15 protein-coding genes are annotated in these 15030 nt (G+C 66.4%); 8 read left to right on the top strand and 7 right to left on the bottom strand.

Going from position 1 to position 15030, the window contains the following annotated elements; translation table 11 throughout:
- The first annotated feature begins 175 nt into the window (after positions 1-175).
- From BMZ69_RS05565 to BMZ69_RS05525, 8 genes are all read left to right on the top strand, one after another.
- On the top strand, positions 176-1093 hold the full coding sequence (locus BMZ69_RS05565; protein WP_092155577.1) for a glycine--tRNA ligase subunit alpha: 918 nt from the start codon (positions 176-178) through the stop codon (positions 1091-1093).
- Complete coding sequence (glyS, locus tag BMZ69_RS05560; protein WP_092155576.1) at positions 1093-3318, top strand: glycine--tRNA ligase subunit beta; 2226 nt, start codon at positions 1093-1095, stop codon at positions 3316-3318. Before BMZ69_RS05565 ends, glyS begins: the two co-directional genes overlap by 1 nt.
- A gap of 374 nt (positions 3319-3692) precedes the next feature.
- Positions 3693-3854 (top strand): Thivi_2564 family membrane protein, encoded by a 162-nt coding sequence (locus BMZ69_RS31500; RefSeq protein WP_092155574.1) that lies wholly within the window; start codon positions 3693-3695, stop codon positions 3852-3854.
- A gap of 233 nt (positions 3855-4087) precedes the next feature.
- Positions 4088-5350, top strand: coding sequence for a GTP cyclohydrolase II (locus BMZ69_RS05545; RefSeq protein ID WP_092155573.1), 1263 nt, complete (start codon positions 4088-4090; stop codon positions 5348-5350).
- Positions 5351-5588: 238 nt separating this feature from the next.
- On the top strand, positions 5589-6806 hold the full coding sequence (locus BMZ69_RS05540; RefSeq protein WP_092155572.1) for a URC4/urg3 family protein: 1218 nt from the start codon (positions 5589-5591) through the stop codon (positions 6804-6806).
- A gap of 34 nt (positions 6807-6840) precedes the next feature.
- Positions 6841-7482 carry a uracil phosphoribosyltransferase gene (gene upp, locus BMZ69_RS05535; RefSeq protein WP_092155571.1) on the top strand — a complete coding sequence of 214 codons (642 nt, stop codon included), beginning with the start codon at positions 6841-6843 and terminating at the stop codon, positions 7480-7482.
- A gap of 63 nt (positions 7483-7545) precedes the next feature.
- Positions 7546-7974: a type II RES/Xre toxin-antitoxin system antitoxin gene (locus BMZ69_RS05530; protein ID WP_092155570.1), complete on the top strand. Its 429-nt coding sequence runs from the start codon at positions 7546-7548 to the stop codon at positions 7972-7974.
- A complete protein-coding gene (locus tag BMZ69_RS05525) occupies positions 7974-8411 on the top strand; it encodes an RES family NAD+ phosphorylase (RefSeq protein ID WP_092155569.1) in 438 nt (145 codons plus the stop codon). Before BMZ69_RS05530 ends, BMZ69_RS05525 begins: the two co-directional genes overlap by 1 nt.
- Before the next feature lie 95 nt (positions 8412-8506).
- Here the strand turns inward: BMZ69_RS05525 and BMZ69_RS05520 are convergent, their stop codons facing one another.
- The 7 genes from BMZ69_RS05520 to BMZ69_RS05490 form a co-directional block, all read right to left on the bottom strand.
- A complete protein-coding gene (locus BMZ69_RS05520; protein ID WP_092155568.1) occupies positions 8507-8953 on the bottom strand; it encodes a DUF1236 domain-containing protein in 447 nt (148 codons plus the stop codon).
- A gap of 103 nt (positions 8954-9056) precedes the next feature.
- A complete protein-coding gene (locus BMZ69_RS05515; protein ID WP_092155567.1) occupies positions 9057-9602 on the bottom strand; it encodes an ureidoglycolate lyase in 546 nt (181 codons plus the stop codon).
- A 78-nt stretch (positions 9603-9680) separates the two neighbouring features.
- Complete coding sequence (locus BMZ69_RS05510; protein WP_092155566.1) at positions 9681-10652, bottom strand: tripartite tricarboxylate transporter substrate-binding protein; 972 nt, start codon at positions 10650-10652, stop codon at positions 9681-9683.
- A 61-nt stretch (positions 10653-10713) separates the two neighbouring features.
- Positions 10714-12216, bottom strand: a complete 1503-nt coding sequence (locus BMZ69_RS05505; protein WP_092155565.1) for a tripartite tricarboxylate transporter permease — start codon at positions 12214-12216, stop codon at positions 10714-10716.
- Positions 12217-12219: 3 nt separating this feature from the next.
- Positions 12220-12738, bottom strand: a complete 519-nt coding sequence (locus tag BMZ69_RS05500; protein WP_092155564.1) for a tripartite tricarboxylate transporter TctB family protein — start codon at positions 12736-12738, stop codon at positions 12220-12222.
- The gene (locus BMZ69_RS05495) at positions 12738-13727 is read right to left on the bottom strand and encodes a LysR family transcriptional regulator (protein ID WP_092155563.1); all 990 of its coding nucleotides are present in this window, start codon (positions 13725-13727) and stop codon (positions 12738-12740) included. Before BMZ69_RS05495 ends, BMZ69_RS05500 begins: the two co-directional genes overlap by 1 nt.
- Before the next feature lie 232 nt (positions 13728-13959).
- Positions 13960-14901 (bottom strand): DMT family transporter, encoded by a 942-nt coding sequence (locus BMZ69_RS05490; RefSeq protein WP_244543222.1) that lies wholly within the window; start codon positions 14899-14901, stop codon positions 13960-13962.
- Positions 14902-15030: the final 129 nt, after the last annotated feature.

Genomic DNA, 15030 nt, shown 5'->3' with positions numbered 1-15030 from the left:
ATGAGGCGACAATAGCCGCGGGTATATGAATGCGATCCTTGCCGAAGGGTTCATGCGCCGTTCATGGCCTGAAATAGGGCCCGGCGCTTGACCGTTGGCGCCGCCAGCCCCTAATCACGCCGCATGTTTTTGACAGTTTAAAAGGCTGATGCCCTTGGCCGCGTCCTCCGACCCCATGAACCCGACCCGCTCTTTCCAGGGCCTGCTGCTGACCTTGCAGCGCTTCTGGGCCGAGCGTGGCTGCGTCGTCCTCCAGCCCTATGACATGGAGGTCGGCGCCGGCACCTTCCACCCGGCGACGACGCTGCGTGCGCTTGGCCCGAAGCCCTGGAAGGCGGCCTATGTCCAGCCTTCTCGCCGGCCGAAGGACGGCCGCTATGGCGAGAACCCTAACCGGCTGCAGCACTACTACCAGTTCCAGGTGATCCTGAAGCCGTCGCCGCCGGACCTGCAGCAGCTCTATCTCGACTCGCTCAAGGCGATCGGCGTCGATCTCGCTTTGCACGATGTCCGCTTCGTCGAGGACGACTGGGAGAGCCCGACGCTCGGCGCCTGGGGCCTCGGCTGGGAATGCTGGTGCGACGGCATGGAGGTCAGCCAGTTCACTTACTTCCAGCAGGTCGCCGGCGTCGAATGCGCCCCCGTGGCGGGTGAATTGACCTATGGGCTCGAACGCCTCGCCATGTATGTCCAGGGTGTCGAGAACGTCTACGACCTCAACTTCAACGGTCTCGAAGGCGAGGATCGCATCAGCTATGGCGACGTCTTCCTGCAGGCCGAGCAGGAGTTTTCCCGACACAATTTCGAGTACGCCAATACCGAGGTGCTGTTCCGGCACTTCAGCGATGCCGAAGCCGAGTGCAAGGCGCTGCTCGCCGCCGGTGAGGCCGATGCCGCCAGTAACGACCAGAGCCACAAGCTCGCTCTGCCGGCCTATGATCAGTGCATCAAGGCGAGCCATGTCTTCAACCTGCTCGATGCGCGCGGCGTGATCTCGGTCACCGAGCGCCAGAGCTACATCCTGCGCGTGCGCGAACTCGCCAAGGCCTGCGGCGCCGCCTGGCTGAAGACCGCCGGCGGGGGAGCCCACTGATGCCTGATCTCCTGCTCGAACTCTTCTCGGAAGAGATCCCCGCCCGCATGCAGCGCAAGGCGGCTGAGGACCTGAAGAAGCTCGTCACCGATGCGCTGGTCGAGCGCGGTCTGACCTATGAGGGCGCCAAGGCCTTCGCGACGCCGCGCCGGCTGGCGCTCACCATTGCCGGCCTCCCCGTTCGCGGCCGCGATGTCCGCGAGGAGCGGAAAGGCCCGCGCGTCGGCGCGCCCGAGGCCGCCGTGCAGGGCTTCCTCAAGGCGGCGGGGCTTGCCTCGCTCGACCAGGCGACCATCGTCAGCGATCCCAAGAAGGGCGACTCTTACGTCGCCGTGATCGAGAAGCCCGGCCAGGAGACGGTGCAGGCCATCGCCGAGATCGTGCCTGCGGTGATCCGGTCGTTCCCCTGGCCGAAGTCGATGCGCTGGGGCAAGGCCTCGGCCGAGAGTGGTTCGCTGCGCTGGGTCCGCCCGCTGCATTCGATCCTCTGCACCTTCGGCGCCGAGACCGAGGAGCCGGAGGTCGTGCCCTTCGAGGTCGACGGCATCAAGTCGGGCAACGTCACCTATGGCCACCGCTTCCATGCGCCCGGCCCGATCACGGTCAAGCGCTTCGACGACTATGTCCCGAGCCTGGAGCGGGCCAAGGTCGTGCTCGATGCCGATCGCCGCAAGGAGATCATCCTGGCCGACGCCAGGAACCTCGCCTTCGCCGCCGGTCTCGAACTGGTCGAGGACGAGGGACTGCTGGAGGAGGTCGCCGGCCTGGTCGAATGGCCGGTCGTGCTGATGGGCGATTTCGAGGAACGCTTCCTCGAGATTCCCGGCGAGGCGATCCGCGCCACCATCCGCGCCAACCAGAAATGCTTCGTGCTGCGCGATCCCGCGACGGGCGAGCTCGCCAACCGCTTCATCCCGGTCTCGAACCTGATGGCCAGCGATGGCGGCCAGGCGATCACCGCCGGCAATGGCCGCGTCGTCCGGGCGCGCCTCTCCGACGCCGCCTATTTCTGGCAGACCGATCGCGGCCCGCTGCCCGATCTCGATACGTTGAAGGAGAGCGCCGACAAGCTCGGCCTCGATCTGTCGAAGCCGCTCGACCAGCGCATGGCCAAGCTCGACAAGCTCGGCGTCGTCTTCCACGCCAAGCTCGGCACGCAGGGCGAGCGCGTCCAGCGCATCGCCGCGCTGGCGAAGGAGCTGGCGCCGATCGTCGGCGCCGATCCGGCGCTGGCCGAGCGCGCCGCCAAGCTGGCCAAGGCCGACCTGCCGACCGAGATGGTCGGCGAGTTCCCGGAACTGCAGGGGCTGATGGGCCGCAAATACGCGGAACTGCAGGGCGAGAATGCGTCGGTCGCCGCCGCGATCGAGGAGCACTACAAACCGCTCGGCCCCTCCGATCGTATCCCGACCGATCCGGTTTCGGTGGCGGTGGCGCTCGCCGACAAGCTCGACACGCTCGTCGGCTTCTGGGCGATCGACGAGAAGCCGACCGGCAGCAAGGACCCCTATGCGCTGCGGAGAGCGGCGCTGGGTGTCATTCGGTTGGTTGTGGAGAACAATCTCAAGCGTAGCTTGGTGCCGCTGTTGGACAAGCACTTCGTCAGGCTCGCCCAAGACAGTGCCGGTTCTTCCGCGCACGCTATGACGAACTGGTGTGGGCGTCTGGTCAACAAGGAAAGCATCGACCTCCTCTCCTTCTTCCACGACCGCCTGAAGGTGATGCTGCGCGACCAGGGCGCACGGCATGATCTCGTCGATGCGGTGCTGGGCGAGGGCGCGTCGGCCAATGACGACCTCCTGCTCATCACTCGCCGCGTCGCGGCGCTCGGCCGCTTCCTCGAGACCGAGGACGGCAAGAGCCTGCTCGCCGGCTACAAGCGCGCTGCCAACATCCTCAAGGCTGAGGAGAAGAAGGACGGCGAGGGCGCTTTTGCGGCCAAGGCCGATCTCCAGCTCATCGCCGCTGCCGGGCTGATCGAGGAGAAGGCGCTCGCGGTCGCGCTCGCGCAGGCGACGCCGAAGGCGGAAGCCGCCATCGCGGCCGAGGACTATGAGGGCGCCATGGCGGCGCTCGCCGAGCTCCGGCCAGCGGTGGATGCCTTCTTCGACAAGGTCACGGTCAACGATCCCGATCCGGCCCTGCGCGCCAACCGCCTCAAGCTCCTGAACCAGTTGCGCGAGGCGACGCGCGCCGTCGCGGACTTCTCGCGGATCGCGGGGTAAGCTCGCGTCATGCTCGGGCTTGACCCGAGCATCTCGGGCTGGAGGGGGCTCTGGTCGGCGCATGCTCGTCCTGAGATTCTCGGGTCCGCGCTTCGCTCCGCCCGAGAATGACGCGTGACCTCCGTCATGCTCGCCCTTGCGGCGAGCATCCACGTCTTGAACACGTCACTCGATCAGCCAGGCGAAGACGTGGATGGTCGGGACAAGCCCGACCATGACGATATTGGCGGCTACTCCCAACCCCTCAGCCAGCTACCCTTCCGGAACTTTTTCCCAGGGCTCGACGTTCTCTTGCCCGAGATCGCTCTTTGCGAACGCGTCGCAATGAGCGCCTCGGGGGGCCGGCTTTCGGCCGCGATAAGAGGATTTGAGCCATGAGCATTCTGATTTCGCTTTTGATCACCATCCTGGTGATTGCCCTCGTGCTTTACCTGGTGCGGATGCTGCCGGTGGACGGCAATATCAAGAACATCATCCAGATCATCGTCATTCTCATCGGTATTCTCTCGCTGCTGCGCTATCTCGCGGTCTTCTAGGGAAGGGGCCCGCGTCCTGTCCGCCGAACGGTGGGCAGCCGTACTGAGCCGGCGCTCGATCGCGGCCGGTGCGGGTGGCCGGACCAGGACCGGCCACGATGCCGGGGGGCGGGCGCGATGATTGGAGCAATTGACGAAAATCCCGCGCTGATCCAGACTCCCATTGGTCCAGAGGGCCCCGGACGCGACCCGTCCCGGGGCCCTTTCCCGTTCGAGATCAAGCGATCATCGCGATGACGTCGCAAAACCGCACCAGCCATATCCGCCTGACCTCGCATCCCGAGCCTGGCAGCGCCGCCGCCCGCTTCCCGATCCAATGGGGCGCCGCAACGCCGGAGGAGCGTGGCCCGGTCATCGCCTCGACCACCAACCCGGCCGACCGCAACGTCATCGGCGCCCATGGCGGCTCCTATTCGGTCTATCGCGCCCTCGCCATCTCCGCCCGCGCCATGAACCCGGCGCAGCGCCCGGACCTGACCAACACCCACCCGACCTCCGACATCCTGCCGCAGCCGCAATGGTTCGATCCCGGCCGGATCGTCTCGCTCGATCCGTTCGGCCACCGCGTCGCCCAGGACTTCGGCAAATGGATCGGCGAGGGCATCGACATCCGCCCGACCATCGCGGTCACCAAGGCGCGGCTCAACCTGCCCGAGATCCTCGCCGCCATGGCCGGCCATCGCCTCCAGGCCGATGGGGCCATCCTGCACGGCTCCGGCGACATCAGCGTCACCAAGATAGCGGTCGACCCGGTCTGGCACCTGCCGGGTATCGCCGACCGCTTCGGCACCACCGAGAACGAACTGCGCCGCACGCTGTTCGAGCAGACCGGTGGCATGTATCCGGAACTGGTGACGCGGCCCGACCTCAAGGTCTTCCTGCCGCCGATCGGCTCGATCACCGCCTATGTCATCGGCGAGGTCTCGGCGATCGCCGACCCCAGGAAAACGCTGGCCTGCCGCGTCCATGACGAGTGCAACGGCTCCGACGTGTTCGGCTCCGACATCTGCACCTGCCGGCCCTATCTGGTGCATGGCATCGAGGAAGCCGTGAAGGAGGCGCAAGGAGGCGGCGTCGGCCTGATCGTCTACAACCGCAAGGAGGGCAGGGCGCTCGGCGAAGTCACCAAGTTCCTCGTCTACAACGCCCGCAAGCGCCAGGAGGGCGGCGATTCCGCCGCGACCTATTTCGAGCGCACCGAATGCGTCGCCGGCGTCCAGGATGCCCGCTTCCAGCAATTGATGCCGGATGTGCTGCACTGGCTCGGCGTCAAGAAGATCGACCGGCTGATGTCGATGTCGAACATGAAATACGACGCCATGGTCGAGAGCGGCATCGAGATCGGCGAGCGCGTCGCGATCCCGCCCGAGCTGATCCCGCCCGATGCTTCGGTCGAGATCGAGGCCAAGAAGGCGGCGGGCTACTATTCGCCGGACGGCACCCCCGGCGACAACGCCCTCAAGGCCACTGTCGGCCGCGACCTCGAGAAGTTCTGAATGGTGGCGGCTGCTTTCGAGATATCAACGTTGCGGCGGCGCAGGTTTCGCTCCTCCCTGCCCCCTTGTGGGGAAGGGCATGGGGATGGGGGGCGTCCGACTGGGTGCAACGCGGCTTGTACTTGTAGAAGCGATGCAAGCACCTCGATTGGCATTCCGTTCGGACTTTACGCCCCCCATCCCTACCCCTCCCCGCAAGGGGGAGGGGTGCGCTCCCCATCTTGCCGACTGGTCCGATATGCCTGACTCCAACCCCGAAGCCGTCCGCTTGCTGCTGAAGCCGGCTGCCGTCCGCGAACGCGCCCATGAGATGCTGCGGCTCGGCCTTGCCGGCAAGCTGACGCATTTCAGCGTCCATCCCGAGCGATTGGCCGCCTGTGCCGCCTATGTGCTGGAGACGATCCGCCAGAACTATCCGACGCTCGACATCCCGTTCCATGCCCGCTGGCGCCATTTCGTCATCGCCGGCATGGATCGCTGGCAGGTGCTCGACGCCAAGGCGCAGTTCGTCGATGCCCGGGCGCGGGGCCGCGCCGCCTATGATCTCGGCGTCGTCAGTGTCCTGCTCGATGCCGGCGCCGGCGCCGACTGGCGCTATCGCGACGCGGTCACTGGCCAGAGCATCGGCCGCTCGGAAGGGCTGGCGCTGGCCTCGCTTGACATGTTCGCCGCCGGCGCCTTCTCCAGTGATCCCGCCGATCCGCTGCGGGTCGATGTTGCTGCGCTTGAACATCTCGACGTTGAGGCATTGGCGGCAGGCTTCCAGGTCTCCGATACAAACCCGCTCGTCGGTCTCGAAGGCCGCGCGGCGCTGCTCAATCGCCTTGGCGAGGAGCTGGAGAGGCACGGACTCACCCGTCCGGGCGACTTGTTCGACCAGCTGGTCGAAGCCGCCGAGGGCCGCTCGATCCGCGCCGCCTACATTCTCTCGCAGGTGCTGGAGGTGCTGGGCGGCATCTGGCCCTCACGCCTGAGTTATGCCGGCATCGCGCTCGGCGACAGCTGGAAGCACCCGCTGATCGCCCCGGCTGAAGTCACGGCGGGCATCGTGCCCTTCCACAAGCTCTCGCAATGGCTGAGCTATTCGCTGATCGAGCCGCTGCAATGGGCCGGCATCCAGGTCGTCGGCATCGATGATCTCACCGGACTGCCGGAATATCGCAATGGTGGCTTGCTGCTCGATCTCGGCGTGCTTGAGCTGAAGGACCCCGCCGACGCGGTGCGCGGCCATGAGGTCGGCTCGCAGCTCGTCGTGGAGTGGCGGGCTCTGACGGTTGCACTGCTCGACCGGATCGGCGACCTGGTTCGCGCTGAGCTTGGAATGACCGCCGAGCAACTGCCGCTCGCCAAGGTGCTGGAGGGCGGGACCTGGGCGGCCGGCCGCCGCATCGCCCGCGAGAAGCGCGAAGGTGGCGGACCGCCCTTGACCATCGTCAGCGACGGCACGGTATTCTAGACAAAGACAAGAAGACGAAGGGGATCAGGATTGCATGGCCACGAGCGCTAACGGCGTCACCGTCGTCGACCACCCGCTGGTGCAGCACAAGCTGACGCTGATGCGCGAGAAGGACCGCTCGACCAAGAGCTTCCGCCAGCTGCTGAACGAGATCGGCATGCTGCTCTGCTACGAGGTCACGCGCGACCTGCCGACCGAGATGATCGAGATCGAGACGCCGCTGCAAAAATCGATGCAGCCGGTGATCTCCGGCAAGAAGCTGGTCTTCGCGCCGATCCTGCGCGCCGGCGTCGGCTTCCTCGACGGCATGCTCGAGCTCGTCCCCGCCGCCCGCGTCGCCCATATCGGCCTCTATCGCGACCCGCAGACGCTGCAGGCGGTCGAGTACTATTTCAAGGCGCCCTCCGACATCGCCGACCGCATGATCGTGGTGATGGACCCGATGCTGGCGACGGCGAACTCGGCGGTCGCGGCGGTCGACCGGCTGAAGGAGCGCGGCGCCAAGGATCTGCGCTTCGTCTGCCTGCTGGCGGCGCCCGAAGGCATCGCCCGCATGCGCGACGCCCACCCGGATGTCCGCATCTGGACGGCGGCGATCGACGAGCGCCTCAACGATCACGGCTATATCGTTCCCGGCCTCGGCGATGCCGGCGACCGGATGTTCGGGACGCGCTGACGCGCTCCATTGAAATTTTGGCGATATGCGCCTATCTTGGGGGCATATCGCCAGGAGGGTTTCATGACTGCGCTGCGCGCCATCGAGGTCGTCGGCGGTCCCAAGGTGATCGGCGCGCCCGTCGACACCAGCCTCGAACTGATCGCGGCCGTGCGTCGCGGTTTCCCGGTCGGGACGGTCGAGCATGTCATTGCGACAGGCCGGATGACCCTGGCCGAGATCGACGAGGTCGTGCTGCCGCGCAAGACCCTGAGCCATCGCCGCAAGATCGGGACGCTGACCAGCGAGCAGTCCGATCGTCTGGTGCGCGCCGCCCGTGTCATCGCCGAGGCTGAGGACACCTTCGGATCGCAGGAAAAGGCCGGCCGCTGGCTGCGTCGTCCGACCAGCGCGCTCGACGGCGAGAAGCCGCTGGCGCTGCTCGACACCGGCGAGGGCGCGAATGCGGTCGAAGTGCTGCTGGGCCGGATCGCGCACGGCATCGCGGTCTGATGCGAGTCTGGCGCGTCAGCCGCGCGCCCTTTGCCGATCTGACTGGTGAAGGAGCGCGTCTTTATGGCGGGCGCTGGAATTCGCCGGGCCGGGCGATGCTCTACACGGCCGAGAATCCGGCGCTCGCCATCCTCGAAGTCCGCGTCCATCTCGATCTCGAGCCCGATCTCCTTCCGCATGATTATGTGCTGATCGAGATGGAACTGGGCGACGTGTCGGCTGCTGCGCTCGAACTTGCGCCCGACGATCCCACAGCTTTCGGCGATATCTGGCTCGTCCGTGCCGGGGAGCCGGTCCTGAAGGTGCCGTCCTTCATCGCGCCGCAAAGCTTCAATTACCTGGTCAATCCCGCTCACCCCGCCGCAGCCGCGATCCGTATCGTCTCGACGCAACCCTTCGCCTTCGACCGGCGGCTATGGCTGCCGCTGTCCAACTGACATCATAAAAGCCCGCCCCGTTGCCGGGGCGGGCTCGACGATCCGGATGGTCACTCAGGCCGTGATGACGCGAGCGGCAAGCGGATCAACCGAAATCACTCGATGATCTGGACCACGCGACGGGTCTGCGGCTCGACCAGCACGGCGCGGTTGTTCACCACGGTGTAGCGATAGCCGCTGGCGCGCTCGCCGAACTCGGCCGGCACCTCGCGATAGACCACGCCCTGCTGCGGCAGCACGGTGCCGACCACCACAGGCTCGGCATAGGTGTAAGACGGCACGCGCTGCTCGACGACATAGGTGCGGAAACGCGGGGCGTTGTCGCCGATCACTGCGCCGGTGAACCCGCCGACCACCGCGCCACCGACAGCACCGGCGACTGCGCCGACCGGGCCGCCGACCACGGCGCCGCCGACAGCACCCGCGGTCGCGCCGCCGACGATACCGCTGGCCGCGCCGCCCTGGGCGCCGTCCGGATTCTGAGCGAAGGCCGCCGCCGGAACGATGGCGAGGGCAGTCACGAGAGCAAGCTTCTTGAACATGTCCGTTCTCCTTCCAGAGTGGAAACCTCGGCAAAAGGAACGGCAAAGCTCCGGCACGGTTCCGCAAGGGCGGTCACGAGCTGTGAACGATCATGACAACCGGTTAGGGATTCACCTTTTCGAACAAGGCGTTGGTATCGATCACGAGCTCGATTCCGGCAGCTCGAAAATCGTGAACCTGAGTGCGTTGGGGCGTGCGCCCGGGATTGTCGAACAGTTCATTCACGGTCGCCTCCTCCGACATGAACAGGAAGTCGGCATGGCTGCCGTGCTCGGGATAGGCATCGATTGCGTGCCAGGTGCCGCGATGGAACAGCACACCTTCGCCATCGAGCCGGAAGGCCCGTAGCGTCTCCGGCCGCGGCGGCAACTCGGACGCTTCGGCGACGACGATGATCGCTGGCGGCCCGCCCAGTGGCTGGCGGGCTTCGGAGACGTGGAGATGCCGCTCGATCAGAGCGACGACGAAGGGGCGCGCATGATAGCGCACGATCTGCAGCCGCGGCCGGCTCTCGGCGGCGAAGGGCTGGATCCAGATGTCGTAGCCCTCGCGGCCGGTGTCGCGCGCTCCCGAGGGAGACAGGACGCGGCCATAGGGAGCGAAGGCTTCGGCGGTGAGCGAGGAGACAGGCAGGGTGATGCGATGCATGCTGCATCGTAGAGTGGGCGGCGCAAAAGAAAACGGCGGGCACGAGGCCCGCCGTCCATGGGTGCATGCGTCTGGCGCTCACTGCTTCGGCGCAGCCGACAGAACCGGCGAGAGCTTGTCGGCGTCGCGCTTGATCAGCGCGGCGAAGCCGGCTGGCGTGCGCTCTTCCTTGGTCGGCAGCACGGTGCCGAGGTCGAGCAGGCGCTTCTTGACGGTCTCGTCGTTCAGCGCCTTGTCGAGCGCGTCGACCAGCTTGTCGACGGCCTCCTTCGGCAGGCCCTTCGGCGCGGCGATGCCATTCCAGGCCTCGATCTGGTACTCGGGCAGCCCGGCTTCCTTGGTCGTCGGGACATCGGGCAGGGCCGGCGAGCGCGCCGCCGAGGCGACGGCGTAGGCCTTGATCGTGCCGGCCTTGATCTGCTCGGCGACGCTGACGATCTGGTCGCACATGAAGTCGACCTGGCCGGAGACGAGGTCGTTCAGCGCCGGGCCCGTGCCGCGATAGGCGACCGAGTTCAGCTTCGGCACGCCAAGCTGGCCCTTGAGCAGGGTGCAGGTCGTCCACGACACCGAGCCGACGCCGGCATGGGCCTCGTTCACCTTGTCGGCGTTCGCCTTCACGAAGGTGACGAACTCCTTGAGGTCCTTCGGCGCGAAGGCCTTCTTGGCGACGATCAGGATCGGCGTGCCGCCGGCGAGGCCGATCGTCTGCATGCCGTTGATCGGATCGTATTTCAGGCCGGGATAGGTGGCCGGGGCAGCCGAGAAAGTACCCAGATGCCCCATCGCGATGGTGTACCCATCCGGCGCAGCCGTTACTGCGCGGGTGATGCCGGTGGTGCCGCCGGCGCCGGCGACGTTCTCGACCACGATCTGCTGGCCGAGCGTCTTCGACATGTTCTCGCTGACGATGCGGGCGATGATGTCGGTCGGGCCGCCGGCCGCGAAGGGGACGATCATGGTGATCGGCCGCTCAGGATATTTGGACTGGGCCTGTGCCGGCAGCGCCAAGGCGAGCGCTGCGGCGAGACCAAGGGCGAGTGTCTTCATGAGTAATCCTCCCTGACGCAATACATTGAAGATGGGGAAACGGGGTCGGCAGGCAACCCCGTCATTCGGTGAAGACCTCGTCGCGTTTCTTCGACATCGACGGCAGCAGCGCGATGACGAGGATGGCGACGGCGACCAGCAGCAGCCCGGCCGAGATCGGCCGCTCGATGAAGGTCATGAACGAGCCGCGCGAGATGATCAGCGCCTGACGCAGCTTCTCCTCCATCAGCTTGCCGAGCACGAAGCCCAGCAGCATCGGGGCCGGCTCGAAGCCGAGCTTGATCAAGAGGTAGCCGAACAGGCCGAACAGCGCGGTGAAGGCGACGTCGACCGGCTGGTTGTTCACCGAGTAGATGCCGATCGAGCAGAAGATCAGAATCGCCGGGAACATCAGGCGGTAAGGCACCTGCAGCAGCTTCACCCAGACGCCGACCAGCGGCAGGTTGATGATCAGCAGCATCAGGTTGCCTATCCACATCGACGCGATCATGCCCCAGAACAGGTCGGGGTTCTTGGTCATGACCTGCGGGCCGGGGATGATGCCGTGGATCGTCATCGCGCCGACCATCAGCGCCATCACTGCATTCGGCGGGATGCCGAGGGTGAGCAGCGGGATGAAGGCGGTCTGCGCGCCGGCGTTGTTGGCCGATTCCGGACCCGCCACGCCCTCGATCGCGCCCCTGCCGAAGCGCGAGGGGTCCTTGGCGAGCTTCTTCTCGATCGTATAGCTGGCGAAGGGGCCGAGCACGGCGCCGTTGCCGGGCAGGATGCCGAGCGTGCCGCCGATGAAGGTGCCGCGCAGGCACGGCGCTATGGACTGCTTGATGTCCTCCCAACTCGGCAGCAGGCGGCCGATCTTGGTACGAACGACATCGCGCGTCTCCGGGTTCTCCAGATTGCGCAGCACCTCGGCGAAGCCGAACACGCCCATCGCCAGCACGGCGAAGTCGATGCCGTCGGAGAGCGGCGGGAAGCCGAAGGTCATGCGCTCCTGGCCGGTCTCGAGGTCGGTGCCGACGGTCGAGAGCAGGAGGCCGAGCATGATCATGCAGAAGGCCTTGAGGATCGAGCCACGCGCCAGCACGACGGCAAAGCACAGGCCCATCACCATCAGCGAGAAGTACTCGGCCGGACCGAACAGCAGCGCCAGCTTGGTCAGCGGCGCGCCGAGCGCGGCGATGATCAGGGTCGCGAAGCAGCCGGCGACGAAGGAGCCGATCGCAGCGGTGCCGAGCGCCACGCCGGCGCGGCCCTGCTTGGCCATTTGGTGGCCGTCGAGCGTGGTGACGACGGCGGTCGCCTCGCCGGGGATGTTGACCAGGATCGCGGTGGTCGAGCCGCCATATTGGGCACCGTAATAGATGCCCGCCAGCATGATCAGCGCGCCGACGGGATCGAGCCCGAAGGTGATCGGCAGCAGCATGGCGATGGTGGCGATCGGGCCGACGCCGGGCAGCACGCCGATCAGCGTGCCGACCAGGCAGCCGGTGAAGCAGAGCGCGATATTCTTCAGCGTCAACGCGACGCCGAAGCCGAGCGAGAGATTCGCGAACATCTCGGTCATGGCTCAGATCCCCAGCAGCCAGGGCGCCAGCGGGATCGGCAGACCCAGCGCGTATTTGAACAGGAGGGCGCAGCCGGTCGTCATCGCAATGGCGAAGATCACCAGCTCCTTGAGCCTCACATCCTCGGCCGCGAGGCCGGAGATGAGCACCACGAGCGGGCCGGAAACGAGCATGCCGAGCTGCGGCACCTTCAGCGGGCCGATCTCGAAGCCACGAATGGTCAGCCCAAAGACGACCGCAGCGCCGAGGACGAAGAGCACCCCGCGCCAGGACCAGCCGGAGAGCTTCTCGCCATTATAGCGCAGCGAGTTGACGGCGAGCAGCGCACCGAGCCCGGCACAGATCCAGGCGAAGGCCTTGGGCAGCATGCCCGGGCCGATCTGACGCAGCGTCCCGGTCGCGAGGTCGCGAGACAGGAACAGCGCCAGCCCGGCCAGCGCGATCATGAACAGGCCGGCGGCCAGGTCCTGCGTCGAGCGGACGCGCCAACCTCGCGCGGCCTCGATCTTGTTCAGACTCATCAATGTCCTCCGGCTCGGATGGTTGCTGTGCGCGGGGCAGGTTTCCTGCCACGCCCGATTACGCTGAACGGCAGGACGTTGCCGTCGTCGATCAGGGTGACGCTCTCGCGCAGGATGGCGAGGAAATCATCTCGCGCCGCGAGCTTCTGGTGCGGGCGCCAGGCGACGCCGACGAGGGCGCCGGGCGGCGGCGGATCGAGCAGCGCCCCGCGCAGGCGCCGCATGGTGACGCCCGGGAAGCTCAATCGCGAGACCCAGTCCGGCGCCAGCGCCATCCCGAGCCCGGCCGCCACCGCCGACATCATCGCCGGCTTCTCGGTGGCCTCGATGGTGACGTTGGGCACCGCGCCGACGCTCTCGAAATAGGCCATGACCAGGTCATAGGCGAAGGGGCGGATGCGCTTCGAGGGCACCACGAAGGGCTCGCCGACGAGGTCCTGCATGGTCAGGTGCTCGCGCGCGGCGAGGGGGTGGCTCTCGCTCAGCACCACGATCGGCCGCTCGACGCGCAGGATCTCGAAGGCGCAGTCGGTCGGCTTGCGCGGCGGGCGCAGCAAAGCGAGGTCGAGCTTGCCGGCCTCCAGCATCTGCACCAGCGGCGCCGTCATCGCCTCGACGAACTTGATCTCGATGCCGGGATGGCGCGAGCGGAAGGTGACCAGCGCTTCCGGCACGAAGCTCGACGAGGCCGCGTCGATCGCGCCGACGCGCAGCACCTTGCTGGACGCGAGAGAGGCTTCGCGTACCGAACGGGAAGCCCGCTCCATCCGAACCAGGATGGCCTTGGCTTCTTCCAGCATGATCAATCCGGCACGCGTCAATGCGACCTGCCGCGTGGTGCGGGTCAACAGGCTGACGCCGAGCTCGTCCTCGAGCGCGCTGATCTGGCGTGAAAGGGCTGGTGGTGCGAGGCCGAGCCGTTCGGCCGCCCGGCCGAAGTGCAGCTCTTCCGCCACCGCGATGAAACATCGCAGTTGCCGCAAATCCATGGTTGTCGCGCTCCCCTCTGGCGTATCGCTTTTTGTGATATCTGCCAGTTGTTTCGGTTATGCCCTTTAGCGCCTCACGCCAGTTTTGCGACCCTAGAGCAATTCATAATTTATTGGCAACAAAGCTCGTCGCCGCAGGGCGGCATCCACAGGGTGAATGTCGCTCAAGCGGAAGAGCAGAGCCGTAATGAATTGATTCTTCAGAAGGTTGTGAGCGCCGGGCCGGGCCCGGTCAAGCCGTCGGAGCGTCGGCTCGCTTCGTACTCCACAATCCGGCGACCCGGCCGTCGATCAGGGCGAGCCCGACGAAGATCGCCGCCATGCCGGCGAAATGGCGCGGCAGCAGCTCTTCGCCGAGCAGGCCGGAGCCGAGCAGGATGGCGCTGACCGGGATCAGGAAGGTTACGAGCATGACATTGCTCGGCCCCGCAGTGCGCATGATCCGGAAGAAGATGATGTAGGCCAGCGCCGTCGAGATCAGCGCCAGGCCGATCGCCGCGAGGATCGCCTGCTGCGAGGGCACCGGCAGCGTCCACGGCGGATGCAGAAAGAAGACGATCGGAACGATCATCACCGTCGAGGCGCTGAGCTGGCCGGTGGCGGCGACGAGCGGCGGCAGGCCGCGGAAGCGGCGGCCGAACAGGCCGGAGAAGGCATAGGAGACCGCCGCGAGGACGCAGGCGAGCTGCGCCGCGAGATTTGAGCCGAGACCGCTCAGCGCATCGGGACCCATCAGGATGCCGACGCCGATGAGGCCGGCCAGCACGCCGCCGAGCTTCAGCCCCGTCGCCTTCTCATTGCCGAAGCAATGCATGACCAGAACGGCGAAGATCGGTGTCGTCGCGTTCAGGATCGAGGCGAGGCCGCTGGCGATCTGCTGCTGGCCCCAGAGGAACAGGCTGAACGGGATCAGATTGTTGAGGATCCCCATGCCGAAGAAGGCGAGCCAGATACTCCGCCCCACCGCCATGGATTGTCCGGTGATCCGCACCACCAGGAGCAGCGACAGCGCCGCCAGCCCGACGCGCACCTGCACCACCGCGAAGGGCGGCCACTCCGCCACGGTGAGCTTGTTGAAGAAGAACGAGCCGCCCCACAGGATCGAGAGGATGACGAGCAGAAGCCACTCGGTCGGGCCCATGCGCAGCGAAGGGGCGGAGGTCGGCTGTGTCATGGCAGGACTTGTCCTCCGAGCACGCTTTCCGTTCGATCGCAGTGATCGAACGACGAGAATTCGCGCTCACCAAAAAACTGAGCATGTTCCGATCGCAAAAGTGGCTTCCACTTTTGCGATCGGAACATG

The sequence above is a fragment of the Allobosea sp. CRIB-10 genome (assembly GCF_900112185.1).
Classification (GTDB): Bacteria; Pseudomonadota; Alphaproteobacteria; order Rhizobiales; family Beijerinckiaceae; genus Allobosea.
The sequence above is the reverse complement of the archived record's forward strand: the minus strand, read 5'-3'. Positions and strand labels throughout refer to the sequence as shown.

What these genes read in the sequence shown, in the direction of transcription:
- BMZ69_RS05565 (WP_092155577.1), top strand. Translation starts at nt 176, where the DNA reads ATGAACCCGACCCGCTCTTTCCAGGGCCTGCTGCTGACCTTGCAGCGC.
- glyS (WP_092155576.1), top strand. Translation starts at nt 1,093, where the DNA reads ATGCCTGATCTCCTGCTCGAACTCTTCTCGGAAGAGATCCCCGCCCGC.
- BMZ69_RS31500 (WP_092155574.1), top strand. Translation starts at nt 3,693, where the DNA reads ATGAGCATTCTGATTTCGCTTTTGATCACCATCCTGGTGATTGCCCTC.
- BMZ69_RS05545 (WP_092155573.1), top strand. Translation starts at nt 4,088, where the DNA reads ATGACGTCGCAAAACCGCACCAGCCATATCCGCCTGACCTCGCATCCC.
- BMZ69_RS05540 (WP_092155572.1), top strand. Translation starts at nt 5,589, where the DNA reads ATGCCTGACTCCAACCCCGAAGCCGTCCGCTTGCTGCTGAAGCCGGCT.
- upp (WP_092155571.1), top strand. Translation starts at nt 6,841, where the DNA reads ATGGCCACGAGCGCTAACGGCGTCACCGTCGTCGACCACCCGCTGGTG.
- BMZ69_RS05530 (WP_092155570.1), top strand. Translation starts at nt 7,546, where the DNA reads ATGACTGCGCTGCGCGCCATCGAGGTCGTCGGCGGTCCCAAGGTGATC.
- BMZ69_RS05525 (WP_092155569.1), top strand. Translation starts at nt 7,974, where the DNA reads ATGCGAGTCTGGCGCGTCAGCCGCGCGCCCTTTGCCGATCTGACTGGT.
- BMZ69_RS05520 (WP_092155568.1), bottom strand. Translation starts at nt 8,953, where the DNA reads ATGTTCAAGAAGCTTGCTCTCGTGACTGCCCTCGCCATCGTTCCGGCG.
- BMZ69_RS05515 (WP_092155567.1), bottom strand. Translation starts at nt 9,602, where the DNA reads ATGCATCGCATCACCCTGCCTGTCTCCTCGCTCACCGCCGAAGCCTTC.
- BMZ69_RS05510 (WP_092155566.1), bottom strand. Translation starts at nt 10,652, where the DNA reads ATGAAGACACTCGCCCTTGGTCTCGCCGCAGCGCTCGCCTTGGCGCTG.
- BMZ69_RS05505 (WP_092155565.1), bottom strand. Translation starts at nt 12,216, where the DNA reads ATGACCGAGATGTTCGCGAATCTCTCGCTCGGCTTCGGCGTCGCGTTG.
- BMZ69_RS05500 (WP_092155564.1), bottom strand. Translation starts at nt 12,738, where the DNA reads ATGAGTCTGAACAAGATCGAGGCCGCGCGAGGTTGGCGCGTCCGCTCG.
- BMZ69_RS05495 (WP_092155563.1), bottom strand. Translation starts at nt 13,727, where the DNA reads ATGGATTTGCGGCAACTGCGATGTTTCATCGCGGTGGCGGAAGAGCTG.
- BMZ69_RS05490 (WP_244543222.1), bottom strand. Translation starts at nt 14,901, where the DNA reads ATGACACAGCCGACCTCCGCCCCTTCGCTGCGCATGGGCCCGACCGAG.